Annotated in this window: 14 protein-coding genes; 10 read left to right on the forward strand and 4 right to left on the reverse strand. The window is 51.8% G+C overall.

Features of this window, described 5'->3' with window-relative positions; genetic code table 11:
• From AC50X8_RS31290 to AC50X8_RS31300, 3 genes are all read left to right on the forward strand, one after another.
• Positions 1 to 2,253 (forward strand): BclA C-terminal domain-containing protein (locus AC50X8_RS31290; RefSeq protein WP_494883459.1); only part of this gene is annotated, 2,253 nt, incomplete at its 5' end.
• A gap of 78 nt (positions 2,254 to 2,331) precedes the next feature.
• Entirely contained in the window at positions 2,332 to 3,435 is a 1,104-nt protein-coding gene (locus AC50X8_RS31295) for a tetratricopeptide repeat-containing glycosyltransferase family 2 protein (RefSeq protein WP_494883461.1), read from the forward strand.
• Entirely contained in the window at positions 3,428 to 4,960 is a 1,533-nt protein-coding gene (locus AC50X8_RS31300; protein ID WP_494883464.1) for a glycosyltransferase family 2 protein, read from the forward strand. Before AC50X8_RS31295 ends, AC50X8_RS31300 begins: the two co-directional genes overlap by 8 nt.
• Before the next feature lie 95 nt (positions 4,961 to 5,055).
• Here the strand turns inward: AC50X8_RS31300 and AC50X8_RS31305 are convergent, their stop codons facing one another.
• Both AC50X8_RS31305 and AC50X8_RS31310 read right to left on the reverse strand, forming a co-directional pair.
• Positions 5,056 to 5,898: an AIM24 family protein gene (locus AC50X8_RS31305; protein WP_056035191.1), complete on the reverse strand. Its 843-nt coding sequence runs from the start codon at positions 5,896 to 5,898 to the stop codon at positions 5,056 to 5,058.
• A 32-nt stretch (positions 5,899 to 5,930) separates the two neighbouring features.
• Complete coding sequence (locus AC50X8_RS31310; RefSeq protein WP_056035246.1) at positions 5,931 to 6,491, reverse strand: TerD family protein; 561 nt, start codon at positions 6,489 to 6,491, stop codon at positions 5,931 to 5,933.
• Between the two features lie 725 nt (positions 6,492 to 7,216).
• Here AC50X8_RS31310 and AC50X8_RS31315 point away from each other — a divergent pair.
• Positions 7,217 to 11,929: a glycosyl hydrolase gene (locus tag AC50X8_RS31315; protein ID WP_494883466.1), complete on the forward strand. Its 4,713-nt coding sequence runs from the start codon at positions 7,217 to 7,219 to the stop codon at positions 11,927 to 11,929.
• A gap of 112 nt (positions 11,930 to 12,041) precedes the next feature.
• On the opposite strand, the gene AC50X8_RS31320 is transcribed toward AC50X8_RS31315, so the two are convergent.
• Together AC50X8_RS31320 and AC50X8_RS31325 are read right to left on the reverse strand one after the other, a co-directional pair.
• Positions 12,042 to 12,434, reverse strand: coding sequence for a MerR family transcriptional regulator (locus AC50X8_RS31320; RefSeq protein ID WP_056035186.1), 393 nt, complete (start codon positions 12,432 to 12,434; stop codon positions 12,042 to 12,044).
• A gap of 32 nt (positions 12,435 to 12,466) precedes the next feature.
• Positions 12,467 to 13,924: an alpha/beta hydrolase family protein gene (locus AC50X8_RS31325; protein WP_494883468.1), complete on the reverse strand. Its 1,458-nt coding sequence runs from the start codon at positions 13,922 to 13,924 to the stop codon at positions 12,467 to 12,469.
• 561 nt (positions 13,925 to 14,485) lie between these two features.
• On the opposite strand from AC50X8_RS31325, the gene AC50X8_RS31330 reads away from it, so the two are divergent.
• From AC50X8_RS31330 to AC50X8_RS31355, 6 genes are all read left to right on the forward strand, one after another.
• Positions 14,486 to 16,219: a sensor histidine kinase gene (locus AC50X8_RS31330; protein ID WP_494883474.1), complete on the forward strand. Its 1,734-nt coding sequence runs from the start codon at positions 14,486 to 14,488 to the stop codon at positions 16,217 to 16,219.
• The gene (locus AC50X8_RS31335; protein ID WP_494883477.1) at positions 16,212 to 18,008 is read left to right on the forward strand and encodes a response regulator transcription factor; all 1,797 of its coding nucleotides are present in this window, start codon (positions 16,212 to 16,214) and stop codon (positions 18,006 to 18,008) included. The genes AC50X8_RS31330 and AC50X8_RS31335 overlap by 8 nt, the downstream gene beginning before the upstream one ends.
• An 86-nt stretch (positions 18,009 to 18,094) precedes the next feature.
• Positions 18,095 to 19,009: a carbohydrate ABC transporter permease gene (locus AC50X8_RS31340; RefSeq protein ID WP_056035172.1), complete on the forward strand. Its 915-nt coding sequence runs from the start codon at positions 18,095 to 18,097 to the stop codon at positions 19,007 to 19,009.
• 9 nt (positions 19,010 to 19,018) lie between these two features.
• Positions 19,019 to 19,858: a carbohydrate ABC transporter permease gene (locus AC50X8_RS31345; RefSeq protein ID WP_494883479.1), complete on the forward strand. Its 840-nt coding sequence runs from the start codon at positions 19,019 to 19,021 to the stop codon at positions 19,856 to 19,858.
• Between the two features lie 169 nt (positions 19,859 to 20,027).
• A complete protein-coding gene (locus tag AC50X8_RS31350) occupies positions 20,028 to 21,374 on the forward strand; it encodes an ABC transporter substrate-binding protein (RefSeq protein WP_494883481.1) in 1,347 nt (448 codons plus the stop codon).
• A 248-nt stretch (positions 21,375 to 21,622) separates the two neighbouring features.
• Entirely contained in the window at positions 21,623 to 23,278 is a 1,656-nt protein-coding gene (locus tag AC50X8_RS31355; RefSeq protein ID WP_494883551.1) for an MGH1-like glycoside hydrolase domain-containing protein, read from the forward strand.
• Positions 23,279 to 23,567 lie beyond the last annotated feature (289 nt).

Below are 23,567 nucleotides of genomic sequence, written 5' to 3' on the forward strand. Positions count from 1 at the left end.
GGAGAGACAGGAGCAACGGGTGTAACGGGTACCAACGGCGTAACTGGAACAACCGGAGCAACGGGCTCGACAGGTATGACTGGTGTGACAGGAGAGACAGGAGCAACCGGTACGACTGGTGTATCTGGAGCAACGGGTTCGACAGGTATGACTGGTGCAACAGGAGAGACAGGAGCAACGGGTGTAACGGGTACCAACGGCGTAACTGGAACAACCGGAGCAACGGGCTCGACAGGTATGACTGGTGTGACAGGAGAGACAGGAGCAACCGGTGTGACCGGGGTAACGGGTGCGACAGGCACGACTGGTGTAACCGGCGTAACGGGCTCGACAGGTATGACTGGTGTGACAGGAGAGACAGGAGCAACCGGTGTGACCGGGGTAACGGGTGCGACAGGCACGACTGGTGTAACCGGCGTAACGGGCTCGACAGGCGTGACCGGTGTGACAGGAGCAACTGGTGCGACAGGAGCAACAGGAGCAACCGGAGCAACCGGAGCAACCGGAGAGACGGGGGACACGGGTGTAACCGGAGTAACTGGTGTCACAGGAACAACCGGTGTAACTGGTGTGACAGGGGCTACTGGTGAGATCGGAACGACTGGAGAAACTGGGACAACTGGTGCAACAGGAGCAACCGGAGAGACGGGAGCCACGGGTGTAACCGGAGCAACTGGGGTCACAGGAACAACCGGTGTAACTGGCGTGACAGGGGCTACTGGTGAGACCGGAACGACAGGAGCAACCGGAGAGACGGGAGCCACGGGTGTAACCGGAGCAACTGGGGGCACAGGAACAACCGGTATAACTGGCGTGACAGGGGCTACTGGTGAGACCGGAACAACAGGAATAACCGGACCAACTGGTGCGACAGGAGTCACAGGAGCAACCGGAGAGACGGGGGCCACGGGTGTAACCGGAGCAACTGGCGTCACAGGAACAACCGGTGTAACTGGTGTGACAGGGGCTACTGGTGTGACAGGGGCAACTGGTGAGACCGGAACGACAGGAGCAACCGGAGAAACGGGAGCGACAGGAGCAACGGGTGTAACCGGCATAACTGGTGCGACAGGAGCAACCGGAGCAACTGGCATCACAGGAACAACCGGTGTAACCGGGGCGTCCGGATTTACAGGATCCACGGGAGCTACAGGTGTAACCGGAGCCACGGGAGTGACAGGTGTGACCGGAGCAACTGGTGAGACCGGAACAACAGGAATAACCGGACCAACTGGTGCGACAGGAGTCACAGGAGCAACCGGAGAGACGGGGGCCACGGGTGTAACCGGAGCAACTGGGGTCACAGGAACAACCGGTATAACTGGTGTGACAGGGGCTACTGGTGAGACCGGAACGACAGGAATAACCGGACCAACGGGTGCGACAGGAGCAACCGGAGAGACGGGAGCCACGGGTGTAACCGGAGCAACTGGTGTCACAGGAACAACCGGTATAATTGGCGTGACAGGGGCAACTGGTGAGACCGGAACGACAGGAATAACCGGACCAACGGGTGCGACAGGAGCAACCGGAGAGACAGGAGCCACGGGTGTAACCGGAGCAACTGGTGTCACAGGAACAACCGGTATAACTGGCGTGACAGGGGCAACTGGTGAGACCGGAACGACAGGAATAACCGGACCAACGGGTGCGACAGGAGTCACAGGAGCAACCGGAGCAACTGGCATCACAGGAACAACCGGTGTAACCGGGGCGTCCGGATTTACAGGATCCACGGGAGCTACAGGTGTAACCGGAGCCACGGGAGTGACAGGTGTGACCGGAGCAACTGGTGCTACAGGAGCAACTGGAACTACCGGAGTCACTGGAGCAACAGGCGTTAGTACGACAGCTGTATCCGCTTTTGCAGCCAATACAACTGGGGGTATCATTGCAGTTATACTTGGAGGCACGAATGTACCGCTTCCAAGCTCTCAAAATATCGCCGCAGGCATAACGGTCAATGGATTAAACGATACGTTCACAGTTGCCGCAGCGGGCAGATATTATATTACGTACCAAATTAATTTGACAGCGGCGTTATTGGTCAGCTCGCGTCTGTTAATTAACGGCATAGCGAGTACGGCCTCAACATTGGAGCCAGTATTAAGCTTATCCTCTTTCAATAACGATATTATTGTTGGACTGACAGCAGGCTCGACCATTACCCTTCAATTATTTGGACTGCTGGGTGCGGCCACATTGCTTGGAGGCAGCGCCGGCGCGGCATTGACCATTATCCAATTAAGCTAAGTCGGCCAGTTGGGCACCAAGGCAAGAGTGACTGAATAGGATGGGTCAATAGAATCAACTCGCAGGAGTGTGGTTTCATTGATCGCGATCAGTCTTTGCATGATAGTCAAAAATGAAGAAAAAACATTGGCACGCTGCCTCTCCTCTATTGCCCCCGCCGTAGATGAAATTATTATTGTCGACACAGGCTCGACCGATGCTACAAGGGAAATCGCTGCCGATTTTACCGATCGCGTCGAGTCTTTCACCTGGGTGGATGACTTCGCCGCCGCCCGCAATTTCGCATTCTCGCTTGCAACGAAGCCTTATATGATGTGGCTGGATGCGGACGATGTATTGGAGGTTTCCGAGCTGCATAAGCTGAAGGCGCTCAAACACCAGCTGGACGATACGGTAGACTCCGTCTCGATGGATTACCACCTGTCCTTTGACGAGTACGGCAACGTAGTTAACAAACTGCGGCGCAATCGCATTGTTAAGCGTGAGCGGAACTTTCAGTGGATTGGCGCGGTCCATGAGTATTTGGAGGTTTACGGAAACATCGTTCATTGTGATGTAATCGTTACACATAAGAGCCTCGGGCATGATAGCGACCGCAATTTAACGATGTATGAAAATCGACTTCGCAGAGGAGAAGTTTTCACCCCGCGCGACTTATTTTATTATGCCAATGAGCTGAAAGACAATGGCCGCTACGATTCGGCCATCCGTTATTATGACAAGTTTCTTGCTACCGGCAAAGGCTGGATCGAGGATAATATTCTTGCTTGCGGGCGGCTTGCGGACTGCTACCACGAGCTGAACGAGCCACGCAATATGATGGATTCTGTGCTGCGATCCTTCTATTATGATAAGCCTCGGGCGGAATTTTGCTGCCGCCTTGGGTATTATTTTTTGCAGCGGGATGAGCTTCAGATGGCGGTATATTGGTATAAGCAGGCGCTCCACGTGGAGCATACGGACACAACAGGCTGGGGTTTTGCGAATATAGCCTGTTCTACTTGGCTGCCGCAGCTTCAGCTATGTGTCTGCTATGACCGTCTGGGCGACTATGAGTCAGCTTATAGGCATAACGAGCAGGCGGCCAGCTACCGGCCGGAGGATGAGCGAATGGTATCGAACCGGGAATATTTGAGTCAGCGGCTGAGTAAGAAGGATGAGGGAGGGATCGTACTTGTCTGAGAAAAAAAGGCGTGTGCTCATTGCCAGTCCCGTTCAGCAGCAGCCTACGATTCTTGCGTTGTTTCTCGCTTCGCTGAAACGCTTTCATGCAGATCAGCTGGAGCTGAGCTATCTCTTTATTGACGATAATACGGATGCTACGAGCAGTCAGCTGCTGGAACAGTTTACTGCCGCTCGCGAGGGGGTAACCATTATCCGCTCAGAATCCTCCGATAGTCAAGACGTGTATGTACGCACGGATATAACGCATTGCTGGAACGAGCAGCTCATTTGGAAGGTTGCCTATTTCAAAAATCGAATCATTGAACATGCGCTAGAGAGCCAATTTGATTACCTATTTCTGCTCGACTCGGACCTGCTGCTGGACGCCAGGACGCTTGCGCAGCTAGTAGCGGACGACAAAGATATTGTATCGGAAATTTTTTGGACCCGCTGGCAGCCGGATGCGCGTCCTCAGCCGCAAGTATGGCTGCATGACGAATACGGACAGTGGGAGCGAGGCCGAGGCGAGAAGCTGAGCGATATGGAAATTGCGGTGCGCTTGGAGCAGTTTTACGCCATGTTAAGCGAGCCTGGCGTATACGAGGTAGGCGGGCTTGGCGCATGTACGCTGCTGAGCAGAAGTGCGCTTGAAGCTGGCGTGCATTTTGGCCCCATTAGCAATTTAACCTTCTGGGGGGAAGATCGGCATTTTTGCGTTAGGGCGGCTGCGCTTGGCCTGCGGCTGTTTGTGGATACCCACTATCCCGCCTATCATATTTACCGCAGCGCGGATTTGGCTGGGGCGGAGCGGTTTCTACAGAAAGAAGCGGAAGTCCAGCCCCAGACCCGAGGACGGCTCACGCTGTCGATGATCGTAAGGAACGAGAGCAGCCGCTATTTGCGCCAGGCGCTGGAGCAGCATCGCCAGTATATTGATGACGCGGTCATTATTGACGATGGCAGCACGGATGACACAGCTGAGGTGTGCCTGCAGGTGTTGGAAGGCATTCCGGTTAAACTGATCCGTAACGAGGTGTCGCGTTTCAGCAATGAAATTACGCTGCGGAAGCAGCAGTGGGAAGAGACGTTGACTGTAAATCCGGAGTGGATACTGAATCTAGACGCGGATGAATGGTTCGAGCAAAGCTTCGTTCAGGAGCTCGATTCGCTGCTGCAAAGCCGGTCTACGAATGTATTTTGCTTCCGGCTATACGATTTCTGGAGCCTTCATTCGTATCGATCGGATGCGATCTGGCAGGCACATGAAAGCTATCGTCCTTTTTTGCTCCGCTATGACCCAGCATTTGATTATAAGTGGAAAAATACACCGCAGCATTGCGGACGTTTTCCCGCTAATATTTTGGAGCTGCCTCATCAGCTGTCGGGCATTCGCCTTAAGCATTATGGCTGGGCGAAAGAAGAGCATCGCCGGGAGAAGCTCCACCGCTACCAGCTGCTTGACCCCGATGCCAAGTATGGCTGGAAGGAGCAATACCTGTCGATTTTGGATAATAATCCACAGCTCGTGGAGTGGCAGGAATAACAGGCACCAGCAGGCAAAAAAGCATCTCTGCTCATCAGGAATGATGAGTGGAGATGCTTTTAATCTTCTTATTGGAAGTACGTATAATAAATGGCTTAACGCAAAATTCGGCCAATAATGCCGCCGAGCCCGCCTTCGTTATTGTTATTGCTTGGAGCACCGCCGTTATTGCCAACGTTGCCAGCGTTACCAGCATTGCCGCCGTTGCCGCCAAAAGTGTTTTGGAAGGCGCTGCTTTGCTCTTGCGGCTGGTAACGGTTGTCATCAATGCCGAATTTCACGCCGCTTTGGCGCTCGAAAGGCTGAATGATAACGATTTGCCCAGGCTCATTGAACTCATACATATACGACTCACCAGAGGTTTGTCCAATAAGGGTTTTCCAGTTCACATCAAGCTTCACTTTAGGTGAAGGGCCTGTCCAGGCAACAATCGCATCGGGATCGACGCGGCATGGAGCTTGCAGAACGAGCGGGTTGCCGTTCGTTTTCACTGCGACTTGAGCGCCTTGGCCGTTATAGGAGAGCTTGGAGGTGAAAAGTCCGCGTTGGGAAATGACACCGGAGCCGATGATCGTAACGCCGTAGTGGCAAGTTTCTGTAAACGCCAGCAGGTCTTCACTTTCAACGCTTACGTGCTGCCAAGGGCCGCCCTGCTCCAAATTAATGATGGTCACATGCGTGTTCTGGTCAGCAAGATAGACGGAGCCTTGGCCTTCGACTTCCATAATTTCAAGGTTTTCGCCTGTAATGCGGCGCATACCGTGGTTTAATACTTGTCCAACAATGTTGCCGGAGTTTGTGCCAAGCAAGCGCTTGGAATATTTAAATTTGCCGTTGTAAGCCTGATCAGCGACCATGGAGCCTTTTTTAGCGAAAAACTTGCCTTGGCCTTCAGCTTTCAGAAACAGCTCGCGTTCCACTTGAAATTGAAATGGCATATGAGTTGACCTCCAGTTAGATGTGTAGTGAATTACATAGCGCCATAATGTGCGCAAATGCCAGTCAGATCAAGCGTAAGGCCTGTACCTACCGCATTGAATTTCCACTCGTTGTTATGGCGGTATACTTCTCCCGCGAGCAAGGAAATGGAAGTGGAATAGTCCTCGGACAGGTCGAAGCGGCAAATTTCAGCGCCGTTCGCCTGGTTGACGATCCGAATGTAGGCGTTGCCGATTTGGCCAAAGTTTTGATTTTTGCGAACAGCGTCGTCAATCGTCACGGTAAATACGATTTTCTGAATGTCAGGAGACACGCGGGACAGTTGGATTTCTGCCGACTCATCGTCGCCGCTACCTTGTCCAGTCCGGTTGTCGCCGTTATAGCGAATCGCTCCGTCTGGGCTGTTCAAGTTATTATAAAAAATGATATGGCCGTTGGAAGGAAGCTTCTCCGCTTGGTTCAGCAGGAAAATTTCAACATCGAGGTCATAATTTTGGCCTTGCAAGCGATTCGTATCCCAACCGAGTCCAACCTTTAAATGGTCGAGTCCGGGGTTGTTTTTCGTCAAATCGAGCTTCTGTCCCTTGGACAATACAAGTCCGCCTCCGAAGCCGCCACCTTGAGGAGCAGGTGCTGCACCAAAGGAGTTAGCGTTGCCCGCATTCGGGAATCCGCCTTGCTGAGTACCGCCTTGGATGCCGCCCTGTTGAATGCCGCCTTGTTGGATGCCGCCTTGCTGAATACCGCCCTGTTGAATGCCACCCTGCTGGATACCGCCTTGGATACCGCCCTGAATGCCGCCTTGTCCACCAAAATTGTTGCCGCCGTTTGAATTCGATCCAATACCCATTTGTATTGCCTCCTCAAATATGAAATAAAAGAACCATCTGCCTCGACAGTTATTCACCTTAAAGCTCTTAACAGGCCAGAATGGTGGAATTTGTCGATTCTGTGTAAGAATATGAAACTATTTGTAGTATAGCAGATTGTGATTGTAGTTGTTAATGGTTAATGGTGTTACAGTTCCTGCTGCAGCAGGGATGTCTGATTAGATACGGCGAAGCGAAAGCTTGGTTGCATTTTTTAAAATATAGGAAAGTATAGGATTTCCCGATCCTGTCTCTATATTTCTCGGAATGAAACGTGCTGCGCCGCCAAAGGACGGCGACAGCCGTTTCACCTTAAATTAAAGAAACATAACAAAATAGAAGACAAAAGAGAACTATAAAAACAAATTGAATCTCCTATTTTTTTCAAGTGGTTCCTCTATAATGATGTGAAGCGCTTTCAAAACACTTTAAAAAATAGGAGGATCGCATGAATAAAAAACGCAAATGGATCGCGGCCATCATGGCCCCAGCTATCGTTGTTTCGATGTTCTCTTCTGCTGCTTTCGCTCAATCAGGGGCGGCAACTAACGCGTTTGCTCCCGATATACAGGGACATTGGGCGAAAGCTGCTATAGAGAAATGGAGTGCGCAGGGAATTGTAAGCGGTTACTCGGACGGGACCTTCCATCCGAATGGCAGCATGACCCGGGCGGAATTTGTCACGGTCATTAATCGGCTGTTCGGTTTATCGGCTTTGTCTGCTTCAGCCTTTAGCGATGTGCCGGAGACAGCATGGTATGCGGGCGATCTTAGCAAAGCGCGGGCTGCGGGCTTTTATGAGGGGTTCCCGGGTAACGAGGCAAGAGCGGAGCAGCCGATAACGAGGCAGGATGCGGTAACGCTGCTGGCGCGTATTTTCGAGCTGAAAGCAGCGGACAATGCAGCGTACGCGGGGTCCTTCAAGGATAGCGGCCAAATTTCCAGCTATGCGAAAAAGGCGATCAACGCGCTGCAAGGTGTCGTCAGCGGCTACGAAAATGGCGATTTCCAGCCCGCAGGAAAAATCTCTCGTGCAGAGGTCATAACCTTGGTGGACAAACTGGTGGCCGAGCTGTATGCCAAGGCAGGGGATTATACAGCGGCGCAAACGATTTCGGGCCATGCGATCATTAATCATGCTGGCATTACGCTCAAAGATGCCCAAATTGCCGGCAACCTTTATTTGACCGCAGGCATTGGGGACGGCGAAGCAGTAGTCGATCATGCCAGCGTGAAAGGAACGACGTTTATTGCAGGTGGCGGCGAGCATACCGTTATCTTTCACGATTCAACGCTGGCAGGCGTAGAAATTAACCGCAAGGATGGCAAGGTGCATGTCGAGGCAGACGGAGACACCAAAATCAATAGCATCGTGGCTAACAGCAAGGCTATTCTGGAGCTGGGAGACAACGCGGAGGCAGACAGTATCGTGCTGAATCAGCCTACGGAGCTGATCACCGGCCCAGGTACAACGATCGGGAGGCTGACGGTGCAGGCCGATTCCGTCACTATTAATGGCCAGCCAATAGCCAAAGGCAGCTATACGTTGAAAAATGGCACGCTGACGCCAGTTGGCACCGGCACGATGCCAGGAACAGGAGCATCCTCGGGCAGCAGTGGTGGCAGCAACAACGGCGGCGGAAACGGCGGAAATACGGAGCCGACGGTGAACTTTGTCGATCAGCATGCAACGGCTGAGACCAAATCACTGTTCGCCTATTTGAACGGCGTGCGCGGTCATGAAATTTTATTCGGCCATCAGCATGCAACGGACGAAGGTGTGACATTGACCGGGGCAGACGGCTCGCAATCCGAGGTGAAAAATTCGGTTGGCGATTACCCTGCCGTGTTCGGCTGGGATACGCTAAGCCTGGAAGGCAAAGAGAAGCCGGGTGTGCCGAACAATGTGGAGCAAAGCCGGATCAATCTCACTGCATCGGTCAAGAATGCCCACGATCTCGGCGGCATTGTGACGCTCAGCACCCATTTTCCGAACTTTGTGACTGGCGGCAGCTTTAATGATACGTCAGGCAATGTAGTTGCTCATATTTTGCCGGGCGGCGACAAGCATGCGGAGTTTAATGCTTTTTTAGACACCATTGCGAATTTCGCAAATAATGTGAAGGATGATGATGGCAAGCTCATTCCAATTCTGTTCCGTCCTTTCCATGAGCAAAACGGCGGCTGGTTCTGGTGGGGCGCGAAAACGACGACCACAAGCGAATACAAGGAGGTTTTCCGCTATACGGTTGAATACCTGCGCGATAAGAAGGACGTGCGCAACTTCCTGTATGTTTTCTCGCCAAATGGCTCGTTCGGCGGCGCGGAAAGCACTTATTTGACGACGTACCCGGGCGACGATTATGTCGATATATTGGGGATGGACCAATACGATAACAAGGAGAATGCGGGTTCGCAGGGCTTTTTGAACGGACTGGTTACGGATCTGGGCATGATCTCAAGGCTGGCGGACAGCAAGGGGAAAATTGCGACGTTTTCCGAATTCGGCTACAGCCCGGAGGGGATGAAGACGACCGGGAACAATAATACGACCTGGTTTACCGATTTGCTGAGTGCAATCAAGTCCGATGAGGACGCTTCACGCATTGCCTATATGCAGACATGGGCGAACTTTGGCCTTGGCAACAATTTGTATGTGCCTTATAAAAATGCGCCAAACGGGCTCGGCGATCATGAGCTGTTGCCTGATTTTATTAACTTCTATAATGATTCGTTTACGACTTTCCGCAATGAGGTGCAGGGCGTATATGGCCATACGGTCGTGACAGCGCCAGAGCAGCCGTTCATGCATATTGCAACGCCTACGGATAACAGCATTGTCGGCAGCTCCGTCACGATTCGCGCACGGGCGCTGGAAATTACCCCAACGAAGGTCGTCTATACGGTACAGGGTTCGGATACAGAATATCCGATGACGCTTGATAGCGACGGATTTTTCTATACGGCGAATTGGTCTCCGGCAGCGGGCTTAAATGGCAAAACAGCGGTGCTGAACGTCAAAGCATATGTTGGCAATCAGGTTGCGCTAACGCAATCTGCGACGGTATCGGTACAGGCAAGCGAGATTTTGATGAAAACGTACACCTTTGACCAAGATACAGAAGGCGTCGTTAAAAATGGCGATCCGGGCACTTATCCGGAAACGATGGCGCTGACCGTGGGGCATGATGTTTTGGACGGCAACGGCGTATTGAAGCTGGATGCCCAGCATGCAGCAGCAGCGGATACGTGGCAGGAATTCAAGCTTGCGCTTCCAGTGCTGGACAGCGGAAATGCACTGGCCGATGTGAAGCGCATCAAGCTGGACGCTTTTATTCCGCTGAATGCGGGAGATGCGGAGGCGACGATTAGCAGCATGGCGATGCTGCCGCCGGATTGGGATACGAAATATGGGATGACGACGACCAAAATCAAGCTGTCCGAGCTTCCGCAGGTGACCGTAGGCAGCACGGTATATGCGAAATTTTCGCCAGTTATTGATTTGAATGATGCGGCAAAATCAGCAGCGGCGACGGGGCTTGTCCTTTCCTTGGTGGGCAGCGGATTAGAAGGCGATTTTTCAATCTGCGTCGATAATCTAAGCTTGTACAGCACGTTTGCTGAAGCGGAGAAGGACCCGGCTGTAGTGGACAACTTCGAGACGTATCAAGGCAGCGATGCCGCTCTGGCAGCGAAGTTCATCCATGCGGGCGGCGATGCGACAGCTGTAGCGCTGGACGGCGTGCATAAAAGCTCGGGCAACTATGGGATGAAACTGGACTATACGCTGGGCACTTCCGGCTATGCGGGCATTACGAAAGTGCTGGGTAGAGTAGACTGGTCCACGTTCAACCATTTGAAATTTTGGATGGTGCCGGACGGCAGCAACCAGAAGCTCGTGATTCAGCTGCGTGTGGATGGCGTTTCCTACGAAGCATATCCATCGCTTGCAGGTACAACCGGGCAATGGGTCAGCCTTCACTTTAATGCGTTTACCGTTGCTCCTTGGGATACAGGAAATACGGGCAAAAAGATCAACAAGGTCAGCTTGAAAAATGTACAGGAGTTTTCCATTTACGTGAATGCCACTAATGGAGCAACCCTTAATAGCACGCTTTATTTCGATGATATTGAAGCGATAAATGATGGAACAGGCGGCGTGCCAAATGGCGGCTCCGGTTCGGGAAGCTCGCCAGCGGAGCCAGGCACGCTTTATGGATTCGAAACGGATACGGCTGGCTGGACGGTAAGCTCGAATGAGGCGCAGGCCACAGATGCCGCGACTACAGCGGATGAGAAGACAGAGGGCGACCATTCGCTGACGTCTACCTTCTCGCTAGCAAGCCCGGCGGGCTTTGAGCTGACGAAGGTTGCTGCAGCGGACCTGTCCGCCTCTACATCACTCAGCGTCAAGGTGAAGCTGTCGCAAGGAACTGCTAATGCCCGCCTATATATTAAGACAGGGAGCACATGGGAGTGGCATGATAGCGGAATGGGCGTTATCGTCGATTCCAGCGGATTTAAGACGCTGACGCTTCCGCTCACCGGTGTAACGGGACTAGAAAGCGTGCAGGCAATCGGCGTGAAGATCGAGCCGACAGCGGGACAGACGGGCACAGCAGCTGTCTATGTAGATGATGTGTATGTGGAAGGAAGCGGGGGTCCGGGAACGGCTGGTCCCACTTACGATTTTGAAAGCGGAGCAGAGGGTTGGGCCATTAATACCGATGCGGATAATGCCTACAATACGGCAAATGCCCGTGATATAGCAGTGTCGACTGATGCAGCATCATCAGGAAACAGCTCGCTGAAGGCGGCTTTTGATTTGAACGGCGGCAATTTCCAGCTTAGACGGGTCGGTGTGCTGAACTTGGGTACAGCAAGTACGCTGTCCGCCAAGTTTAAAGTGGCAGCGGATGGGAATGCAGCGCTTTCGGGCGCTGTATCCGTGAAGTTGTTTCTGCAAACGGGCAGCGGCTGGAGCTGGTTCGCGCCGAATGAAACGGTTTCCTATAGCGGCGATGGATTCGTGACGGTAAGCTACGATTTGTCAGGCGTCGCGGATAAAAGCAATGTTCAGGCGCTAGGCATTCAAGTGTTTGCACCAAGTGCCTCGACAGGTGCAGCAACGATTTATTTGGATGAGATTAAGGTGCAATAAATGAATAATCGAATGTAATAGCAAAGAAGGGAGGCCCCGCATAAGGGCCTCCCTTCTCTATTGATATGCCGTATCTCTGCATATGTGGGACTCGACTATTTTTAAATGCATGCTAGCCCTCTGGAGTGCGAAACGAATCCAAATAATTGTGAATGTCAGCTTCGGGTGTCTTCAGCAAGCCCTTGAGCATCGATTGAATGGAGCGCAGCGACTCCACCTTGTCATCAATCTCGACTATTTTGCTGCGCACATACTCTTTTAAGGCTTCAGCGTCCATATCACGGCCTAGCAGATGCAGCACTTCCTGAATCTCCTTAAGGGAGTAGCCGAGCGACTTGGTGTCCTTAATGAATTTGATTTTGACCAAATAATCGTCCGAGTACAAACGGTATCCACCTTGGCTTCGGCGGGGGGCCGGAAGGATGCCGCTTTCCTCGTAGTAGCGAATCGTTGCCATGCTGAGACCCGTTTTTTTGGCAAGCTCGCCGCGTGTCATTCCTTCCATGAGCATTCCCCTTCTTGCTGTTGTCCGTGTGTTTATTGGGCAGCAGCTTTTTTCGTATAGTTATTGTCGAACACAACCTCAGGATAGTCCGGCGATGGCCCAGCCAGCAGCGGCTGCGATTCATTTTTCAAATATTGATTGAAAAAGGCTGTGATATAAGAACGGGTAATATCTACCACGTGAACAGAGTCGACTCCTTTGGCGAACAGCTTAGGCGACAGCAGCGCGATATCGGTAAAGCTCTGATGGATAAAGGGTTCAACAGTCATGTAATACGTGTCATTGGTGCTTTTCGTCATGACCGAATCCAAATCGGAAGCGAACTCATCGAAATAGACATAGGATTTCTCCTTCGTCGCTGGAGCAAGGCTTTTGGCTGTGTCGCCTGTCATCAAATACATGAACGGCTGCTTCAAGCCATTATGGGCTACATCGCCCCAAAATCCGCCTTCTAAACTAACCCCCGCCTTAAAACGGCTGTCCTGTGCCAGCGTCTCCGCAGTTGTCGCCCCGCCATAGGAGTGGCCGAAAATGCCAACGCGGTTTAGATCCAGCTTGCCCTCCAGCTTATGATCAGGGTCATCCTGATTCCATGCCGTCAACGTGTCGAGCACAAAACTCGTATCAGTTACACGGATAGCGACTTCTTTGATATTGTTGTCGTAAAGCTCTGCTGAAGTTGGAAATTCGGGCTCAGCTTCGTATAAAATCGAACGGCCATCCGGAAAATCAACCTTCGCTGATGTATAAGGATGATCCATGCCTACGACGATATAGCCATTGCTTACGAGTTCCTCAATTGCCGTCATGCTCTGGAAGCGGGTCGAGCGAATGCCAGGAGAAAACAGGACAACCGGATAGCTCGCTTCAGCAGAGGATAGCTCGGCCCCTTCTACGACATGCGTCGGAATGTTAACCACATGGCTGAAAATTTGCTTCGGTATGCCGAATACGAGGCTGACCGCTTCCCCAATTTCCGAAGGGTAATGCTCAGTCGATGCGCCTTCGGTATTATTTTTATCTACCGGATACCATATATTGATCATCAGCTCGCGCTTGTCATTCGGGTCGTCACTGTGCGTTTCAGCGCGGGACTCATCCGTCAGTTGCCGTGCGATGGTGCCAATGCCATAGCTGCCGTTAGGTTCAGGCATTGTGAAAATCGGCAGCAGCGTGCTCGCATATCCAGAAAATCCGCTAAGTGCGATGACGATAAGGGAGAGCAGACTTTTTTTAATAATAGCTTTGGAACGGATAGAATTGTCATAGGGCTTCAGCAGCCGGCGGACTAAGGCCATAATCAAAACGAAAGCTACAGCGTAAGCAGCAACCATCTGGATGCGGAAATGATCGATTACTCCATGCAAGAGCACAGCCAGTACAACCGCTCCAAGCATCCCGGCATCGAGCCGCTTCGATTTTCTTGCGAATAACAAGCCTCCCGCTGCCGCTAAAATAACCAGAATGACAATGACCTCTAATATTTTCATTATACAGTACCTCCATTTATTTCTGTATTCTCCGTCCAGCAGGCCGGAAATCTTGTATAAACAGAGTATAAAGATTGAAGTATACCTCAAGGTCAAGGTATTATTTTTGAATGCCCTCTTCTGCCGAAAAAGTCTCCCCTTATGAATGTGAACCTACATACCGAGAGGCAGAGTTGTCCTTTTCGTTTTGAGAGTTTACTTCCAGCACAGAGCTAGTCTTGGCGGACACAGTAGCAGCTATTTTATCAGAATGATGGGTTACGGCACAGGCTGCGGACACAGGAGCCGTTAATATGCTGCAAATGGCCATTTTGACGGGATCATGCGGGTGATAACGGATTTCCTGTCCGCTTACGACCCGAAATCGGTTCAAAAGCCAGAATAGCGGAACCCCTGTCCTCACGATTTAGAGAAAAAAGAGCGAACCTAGCAAGCATTGTGCTACTATATTGGCAAATCAAGCACGATGTTTGACAGAAAAGGGGACTAGCTGTGTTTTACTCATTAAAAAGCCGACTAATTGCTGTTTTTATTTTGCTGTTCGTCCTTTCTTTTGGCGCTATGTCTTATATATTATTTAATGAATCACGCTCTATTATCCGCTCTTATATCGAATCCTCGGCACTGGAGAAAATGGAGGAGTACGGCGCTTACGTCGATATGGTCCAGATGCAGATCTACGATCTGGCCTCGCTCGTGTTCAATAGCGATACGACGAAAAACTGGGACGGGGCCATGACAGACCCGAAGCTTGTGGCGGGCGAGAAAATGCTGGCGAATATTAAGCTCAGCAGCTTTCTCACGCAGGCGATGAACAGCTATACGAGCGTATCGCGGGTGACCTTTTACCGCGCCGATGGCACGTGGATCAGCAGCGACAATCAGGTCGTGTCCGATCCGGGTCTGCTTGAGCAGCAGTGGTACAGCGATTTTAAAGCATCGGGAACCCACTGGGTGGCCAGCCATATTGACCCGGTCGAGGCACGATACAATAACACGCATCCGGTTGTCAGCATGCTCATGCCAATCGGAACGTTTGAGCCAAGCCGTGCCCGAACGGTGATGAAAATCAATGTGAGCAGCGACTATTTTCAGCAGCCGCTCAATCGGATTCACCTTGGTGAAAGCGGTACCATTTATTTGCTGGATCAAGGCGGCCAGCTGCTGCTTTCCCCGCCTGAAGCCGGGGCACAGGCCGACATGCAGGCTGCTATGGAGAAAATCCGCGGAGATATGCGCAAACAAGGCGTTATTTATATGGATTCGGATAAAGGGAAAACCGATATTGTCGTATTTAAAAAGCTGCAAAGAACGGGATGGATACTTGTCGGCTTCGTATCGGAACAAGACTTGTATGCAAAGCTGTTCCAATTGCGCAGCAGCATTATTTTATTCGCCTCCATATTGCTCGTATTATCCGTCTTTCTAGCCATATGGCTGTCGCAGAGCATCTCCAATCCGCTATCCCGCCTCATATCCGCTATGCGCCATGTTCAGCGGGGCGATTTCAATCAGGCGGAGCTGCGTCTTCCGCCAGAAATCAGCATTCGCAACGAAGTAGGTTTTGCGACGGTAACCTTCCGCAATATGGTGCGCCAGCTCCGGCAGCATATCAAAAACGAATTTGAGCTGAAGCTGCTGCGCCAGCAAGCGGAATACAAGGCGCTGCTGATGCAGATCAATCCGCATTTTTTGTTCAATACGCTGGAGCTGATGAGCAGCCTCGCCATGCAGAAGCGCACCGACGATACGGTGCAGGTCATCGAGTCGCTCGGCAAAATGATGCGATTCTCGCTGCGAATGAGCGACGATGTGGTGCCGCTGCGCGAAGAACTGAAATACGTGAAGGATTACGTGGAGATTTTGCAAATCCGTTTTGGCGAACGGCTGAGCTTGACGTTGAAGGAAGAAGGCGAGCTTGCGCATCTGACGATTATTAAGTTTATTTTGCAGCCGCTAATCGAAAATGCCGTCAAATACAGCTTTCAGCATCAGCCGGAAGCCTGGGTGGAAATTGTGGTCAGCAGGAGTGAGGGGCGCATCGTTCTGAGCATTGCGGACAATGGCCAGGGCATTCCTGACGACATGAAGCGCCAGCTTGCGGAACGCTCGGCCGCTGCTCGAATGGACATGCTGTTGAATAGCCGAGATAGTCAAATTGGCCTCAGCAACGTCATTGCAAGGTGCAGGCTGTATTACGGCGAGCTGTTTGAGATCCAGATTAAAGATAGCGGCTGGGGCGGTGCGCTAATCGTACTGGCGCTGCCTATACAGGAGGAGGGTAAGCATGTATAAGGTGCTGATTGTGGACGATGAACCGGAAATCCGGCTGGGGCTGCGGCTCAAGGTAGATTGGGAGGAACTGGGCCTATGTATTGCGGGCGAGGCGGCGAATGGCATGGAGGCGCTGGAGCAGCTGGAGCGCGATGCTTTCGATGTTGTTATGACAGATATGAATATGCCCGTTATGGACGGATTGTCTTTTTTGGACGATTGCCGCAGGCTGTACCCTGAAATCCGGCTGATCATCCTTACAGGCTATGAGGATTTTAGTTATGCGCATGCGGCTGTCCGCCATCAGGCACGCCATTATTTGCTCAAGCCGGTTGCGCGGGATGAGCTGACGGAGGCGCTGCTGAAGGTCAGAGGGGAGCTCGATAGGGAGCAGGAGAGCCATCGGCAGTCCGAGGATATGAAATGGCGTCTGACCCAGTATTATCGGGAAATGAAGGAGCATTTTCTGCGCTATCTCATCCGGGGCGAAGCAGGGCGTGAGGAAGCGCTAATGGAGCGGGCAAAGCTGTTTCAGCTGGAGGAATGGGGAGAGCGGACGGTCAGATTTATAACAGCAGGATTAGAGCAGCGTGGGCAGCAGTTGAATCAGCTGAATCAGTCGGGGCAGGCTGGACAGAAGAGTCAGAAGGTTCAGCCGAATCAAGCGGAGCAGGTTGGATTGAAGAGTCAGAAGGAACAGATGAACCAGACAGACCCAGCCGAACGGAAAGGCCAGACGGACCAGTCAGACCAAGCAGACCAGTCAGACCAGACTGGCCAAACGGATCAGATAGATTGGCAGTCGAACCGTAGGCCTGAGCAATTCAGCCTGCCGTTCGAATTAATTTGCCGGGAACTGGCGGATGGCTCCACCGGCTCGGTGCAAGTCGTTCGAGACGAGCATTATCACGGCTTAATGCATATCGCTTTGCTGGATGGAGAGGAGAAGCCAGCTGAATTTGAGCAGAATCTGCGCGATATGGTGTACGGGCATCTCGGATTCGTGCCCTCCATCGGCATAGGAAATGCTGTTAAAGGCTTTAAGCAGTGGAAGGAGGGCTGCATGTCCTCGCTCGTCGCCTGGAATTTGGCGGAGGCGCAAGCTCGCCAAGGCGAATGGGCAGCGGAGGAGCCGTTTCTGCTTCCGAAGGAGACGGTCGATTTGATCCGGCGGCTGCTGGAACGGGGAGAAATGGAGCAGCTCGTCAAAATGATAGAGCGCGAGCTGAAGGAGGCGCTTAGCGTATCGCGCACCCGGTTCGTGAAGGCGATTTTTCAGTTCAATCTCGTCTTGGAGGCGCAGGCGCATGAAGCTCGTGTGCCGTTAACGGGAGGCGAGCAGCTTTGGCTGCGTCCGGAAATGGCGCTCAACCTTAGCACAGCGGAGAAAGCCTGCCAATTTTTGATGAAGCTAGCCGCGGCTATTCATGACAAGCTGCAAGGGGCGGAAGAGGGCGCTGTTGATACGGTTCTGGAGGCTTCCAGGCAATATATCGCAGAAAACTACATGTATGACTTGAATTTAACGATGCTCGCTGAACGATTCAATTATAATTCGTCCTACTTCTCGGAGCTGTTTAAAGCGAAGTCGGGAAAAACGTTTATTCATTATTTGACTGACGTCCGCATGGGGCATGCGACCCGGCTGCTGGAGGAAACGGGGCTCAGCCTATGGGATATTTCCGAGCTGTCCGGCTTTTCCAATGCGAGCTATTTCAGCTCCAAGTTTAAAAGAATGTATGGCCTGACACCGTCCGAATTTCGCCAGCGCCTATCTGAAAAAAGTGATAACGAACTCCCGAAGAAATGATATGTTGCCGAATCCTATTCCTGCGTATGATTGGTGTACGAGTGCAGCTTGCTTGCGTACATCAATCATTAGGAGGGATTTTTGCCATGGGCGTTTCCCGCAAAACACTGGCCCGCGAGCAGAACCAAACCGCTTATTTGTTTCTGCTGCCGTGGCTGATTGGCTTTTTCTGCATGACGGCTGGACCGATGCTTGGCTCGCTGTACCTGTCCATGACCAAGTACAATTTGCTGTCTCCGCCATCATGGATTGGGATGGATAACTACGTACAAATTTTTACGAATGACAGCACGTTTATGGGCTCGTTATGGCTAACCTTCAAGTATGTATTCATTTCCGTGCCGCTCAGGCTGGCTTTTGCACTGCTTGTAGCAGTCGCGCTCAATAAGGGCATCCGGGCACTGGGAATTTACCGGACGATTTATTATATCCCGTCCTTGCTTGGTGGGAGCGTTGCTATCGCTATCGTATGGCGGCAAATATTCGACGGTACTGGTGCTGTAAACAAGGCGCTCGCTTGGCTCGGCATCAAAGGCCCATCCTGGATTGCCCATCCAGATTATATTGTATATACGATTGTTACGCTGTCGGTGTGGCAGTTCGGCTCGGCGATGGTCATTTTTCTAGCGGGGCTAAAGCAAATTCCCGCCGATCTTTACGAAGCTTCCCAGGTGGACGGGGCGAGGAAGTGGAATCAGTTCGTCAGCATTACGCTGCCGATTTTGACGCCGGTTATCTTTTTCAACCTCATTATGAGCGTCATTCATTCGTTTCAGGCGTTTACACCGGCTTTCGTCATCGGTGACGGCCGCGGCGGCCCGCTTGATGCGACGATGTTTTATACGCTGTATTTGTATTTGAAGGGCTTCTCCTTCTTCGATATGGGCTACGCCTCGGCGCTCGCCTGGATTATGCTGCTCATTATTGGAGCGTTGACGGCGATTATATTCGTGACCTCGAAATACTGGGTGTTTTATGGAGACAACAAGGACGGGAGGTAAGGGCAAAGGATGACAAACCGCATGAAATATGGGCAAGTACTGAGGCATGTGCCGATCATCGTCATGGGCCTGCTGATGATCTACCCCGTTCTATGGCTGATCAGCAGCTCCTTCAAGCCGAACCAGCTGATCTTTTCCGATCCGGGCATCTGGCCAAGCTCGTTTACGCTGGAAAATTACGTGAATGGCTGGCGCGGCTTCCAAGGCATCAGCTTCAGCCGTTTTTTCGCCAACTCTTTTGCGATATCGCTCACGAGCGTGCTTGGAAATGCCATAACCTGCTCGCTTGCTGCTTTTGCTTTTGCTAGATTAACCTTTAAGTTCAGCAAGCTATGGTTTTCGCTGATGCTGGTTACGATTATGCTGCCCTATCATGTTACGCTGGTACCGCAATACGTCATTTTCAACGAGCTGCACTGGATTAATACGTATTACCCGCTGGTGCTGCCAAAATGGCTGGCGACGGATTCGTTTTTTATTTTGCTCATGGTCCAGTTTATCCGGGGCATTCCACGCGAGCTTGACGAAAGCGCAACGATTGACGGATGCAGCCCAAAACAAATTTATTTCCGCATCATTCTTCCGCTGCTGGTCCCGGCGCTGATTACGACGGCCATCTTTACGTTTATATGGACATGGGATGATTTTTTCAGCCAAATGATTTATTTGAGCGATATTCGGCTGTTCACGGTGCAGCTGGGCATTCGGGCGCTGTTCGACCCATCGGGCTCCTCGGATTGGGGTGCGCTGCTCGCAATGTCTGCGCTGTCGCTGCTTCCCATTACGGCGGTTTTCCTGACGTTCCAGCGTTATTTTCTGGAGGGGATTGCAACGACAGGCTTGAAATAGCGGCCTCATGGCTAGCAATCGGCGAGTCAGCGATATGGCAATAACGCGATCCGAAAAAATTGCAAATGAACTGCCGAAATAATGAAAGGCGCTGAGGCTAAGGTTTAAAGTAAGATGGCGTTGTAAGCGTTTTACTCAAACAAAATTAACGAAAATGGGGGAGATTGGCATGAAGCGGCGTATTCTATTTTCAATGCTGGCAGCATTAATGGTAATTGTAACGGCATGCTCGGGAGGTACGGGAGCAGGAGGAGCAGCATCTGGCAATAATGGAGAGGGCAATGGTGCAAGCGCTGGCAGCGGCAGTACAGGCCAGGAGCAGGTAGAGCTGCGCATCATGTGGTGGGGAGACCAAGGGCGGGCTGACCGTACAAATCAGGTGCTGGAACTATTCCAGAAAAAAAATCCAAACATCAAGGTACAGGGCGAGTTCGCGCCTTCATCCGGTTATTTTGACAAGCTGAATACCCAGCTCGCATCGGGTACGCCGGCGGATGTTTTTTTCCTCGGCGGCAACGTTGTCGATTATGCCAATAAAGGGGTTTTGCTGGAGCTTGACCCGTATGTAGGCAAAGAGCTCGATTTGACGGATATGGATGAGTCGATGGTGGAGTATGGTACGCTGGGAGGCAAGCTGCTGCATATATCTGCTGGCGCGAATGCGAGAGGCATCCTGATTAATACGAAGCTGTTCGAGAAAGCAGGCATTGCGGTGCCTCAGGATGGATGGAGCTGGGACGACTACGCCGCCATTAGCAAGGAGCTGTCTGAAAAGCTCGGCGATGGCGTATATGGTACCTATAATTATACGGTAGATGGCATGGATATTGCGCTTAAGCAAAATGGCGCGCAGCTGTACAACATGGCAGAAGGCAAGCCAGGCTTTACAGAAGAGCAGGCGCTGAGCTGGTTTAAATACTGGGAAGCGACAACGGCGGGAGGCGGCGTCGTGACGCCGGAGCTTGCCGTATCGAATCCGCCGAGCGATCCTAGCAAATCGTTAATCATCACGGGCAAGGTGGCGATGAGCCTTATACCATCCAACCAGTTTGCAGCGTATCAAGGGCTGACGGAGGATAAGCTCACGATGGTGCAGCTGCCTAGGGGGGCGAAGGGAACGGGTGTCGTATTCGAGTCGAGCCAAGGGCTGTCGGGCTATGCAAAAACAGAGCATCCGAAGGAAGTGGCGATGCTGATCAACTTCTTCATTAATGATCCAGAGGCAGCCAAGGTGCTCGGCAATGACCGCGGCGTTCCGGTTACGTCCAAAAATCGGGAGGCGCTGCAGGCCGAAGCGAGCGACGCGGACCGTATCGTTTATGATTATACGAGCCGCGTTTCGGAAGCGACAAAAACGGAGCCTTTCGCAGTCAGCTACAATCCTCCGGGCTTCGCGGAGTTTTCCAAGCTGGCGGAGACGACGGTTCAGGAAATCGGTTTTGGCCGTAAAAAGGTAGAGCAGGCAGTTGCCGATTTTTACAACGGCACGCTGCAAATTTTTGCGAAAAATCAATAGGCAATGAAGCTTATAGGCGGAGAAAAGGCAAAGGCGAAAGCAAAGAGAAATGCAAAGGTGAAGGCCGCGCTAACCTGCTAATTGGAATATAAATAGGTTCATTCGGGCTGCCGTCAGGCAGCCTGCTGTTGTCAGAGCCGATAAGGGCGGAGAAGGGGCTAAGGTCGGCATGCGAGTGTGCTCGCGTATTTTAACCTAGCAGGTGCCAATTGAAATCGTTCATTTTAGTAGAAAGCGGGGCGAAATTAATGGAAGAAAAACTGCTGGAACGGCTTAGGAGCAAGTCTGCAAAGCATATATGGGGGCAGGGGAGCAAAGCCTCCGATCAATCGTTAATAAGCGAGTGGGAAGCTGGCGGAGTAAAATTTGCTGCAGCCGAAGGGCGGCTGGAAGGCGTACATGAGGAGGCCATGCGCCGCTTGCTGGATTGCATCGTGCCGACGGGCGGCAATCCGGAGCCGATTTTGCATGAGGGCGGCGTCTACTTAGGCTGCTGGCTGGAAAGTACAGGGACGATAAACGCAGAGCTGTTGTCCCGGTTTATTCCATCTGTATCGGAGACAACGTATCTCTCCTTTGCCGCGTTTCAGCGGGAGGATGGCCTATTTCCGTACAAAATAACGGAGAATGGACCGTCTTACCGGCAAATTCAGCTGGTGACGCCGCTCGCCCGCAGCGTTTGGAACCATTATGCGCTGCATGGGCGGGACAAGGCTTTTTTACAAACGATGTATGACGCTATGTCTCGTTATGACGACTGGCTGGCGGCTCACCGCGATACGAGAGGGACGGGCTGTGTAGAAGCGTTCAGTACATTCGATACGGGCCATGATTTGTCGCCCCGCTTCTGGCATGTGCCGGATACGCCGCATTTGGGGGATGCGGCACATTGTCAGCCGGATTCTCCGATTTTGCCATTTTTGGCTCCAGACCTAACAGCTAATGTATATTGCCAGCGGCAGTATTTGGCGTTAATAGCGGAGGAGTTGGGGCTGCCCTCCGAGCAATGGAAGCGGAAGGCGGAGGCCTCGCTTGCAAGCCTGTTCGAATATTGCTTTGACGAAGCGGATCATTTCTTCTATGATCGCGACCGTCAAAATGAGCTGGTAAAGGTGCAGTCGGACGTGCTGCTGCGGGTTATGGCCTGCGAGGTGGGCGACCGCCGTTTTTTTGATACGATGCTAAGGCGCTATCTGCTCAATACGAGCAAGTTTTTTGCTAAATTTCCGTTTACGTCGATGGCGATGGATGATCCGCGTTTTGATCCGTTTTCCAGCTATAACAGCTGGGGCGGGCCGACTAACTTTCTTAGCATTATTCGCGCTGCCCATGCGTTCGAGAAGCATCAGCGTTATGTAGAGCTGACCTGGGTTATGTATCCGCTTGTGTCGGCAATGGCCAATATGACGCGGTTTTCACAAGCGCTTAGCCCATGGACGGGGGTGGAGGGCTATACGGAAACGTATTCGCCAGCGATACTGAGCGTGCTGGATTATGTAGAGCGATTATGTGGTATATTGCCTGCGCCAGATGGAACGCTGTGGTTTACGGGGCTGCTGCCTTATGCGATGGATCATGGCGATGAGCCGGCAGGCGGAAGCACAGCCTACAGCAGAACCGTGGATGGCTCGACGTTTGAGCTGCTCAATACTCGGGAGGAGTCTGTCATTTATTTAGATGGGAAGGAGCATATGCGTTTCCCGTTCGGCATTCGCGCCGTTACGGATCGAGCAGGCAGGCTGAGCCGCTTGATCGGCATGAGCGTTAGGACGATTAATGGAGTTGTCCACTACGATGGAGCGGAGCTCGCTTTGGAGATTAAGGGGAATGAACAGCTTCGTTATACAGAGGGGCGTTTAGAAAAAGAGCTGGATATTGGCATTGTTTATCCGGTCTATAGCTGAAGGAAAGCAGCAAAATCTAGTTGGCTCTCATTTAGCAGCATAGGCATTATTAAAAAGCTCCAACATACTCAGAGGCTGCTGCTTCGGCGGCAGCTTTGCTATGAAAACCGGATTTTTAATCAAAAAAGACGGTTTTTTTGCTATTATTTCACAAAAAACAACGTTAGTATCTATTTGAAAGCGTATTCAACTAATTGCCATAGCCATTAAACATAGAAGCAGGGAGGGATGATGGCCTCATAACGAACAGACAGCTTAGGATCGTACAGCAGGATGCGGTATTTTGTAA

Source organism: Paenibacillus sp. JT22N15, from assembly GCF_059383755.1.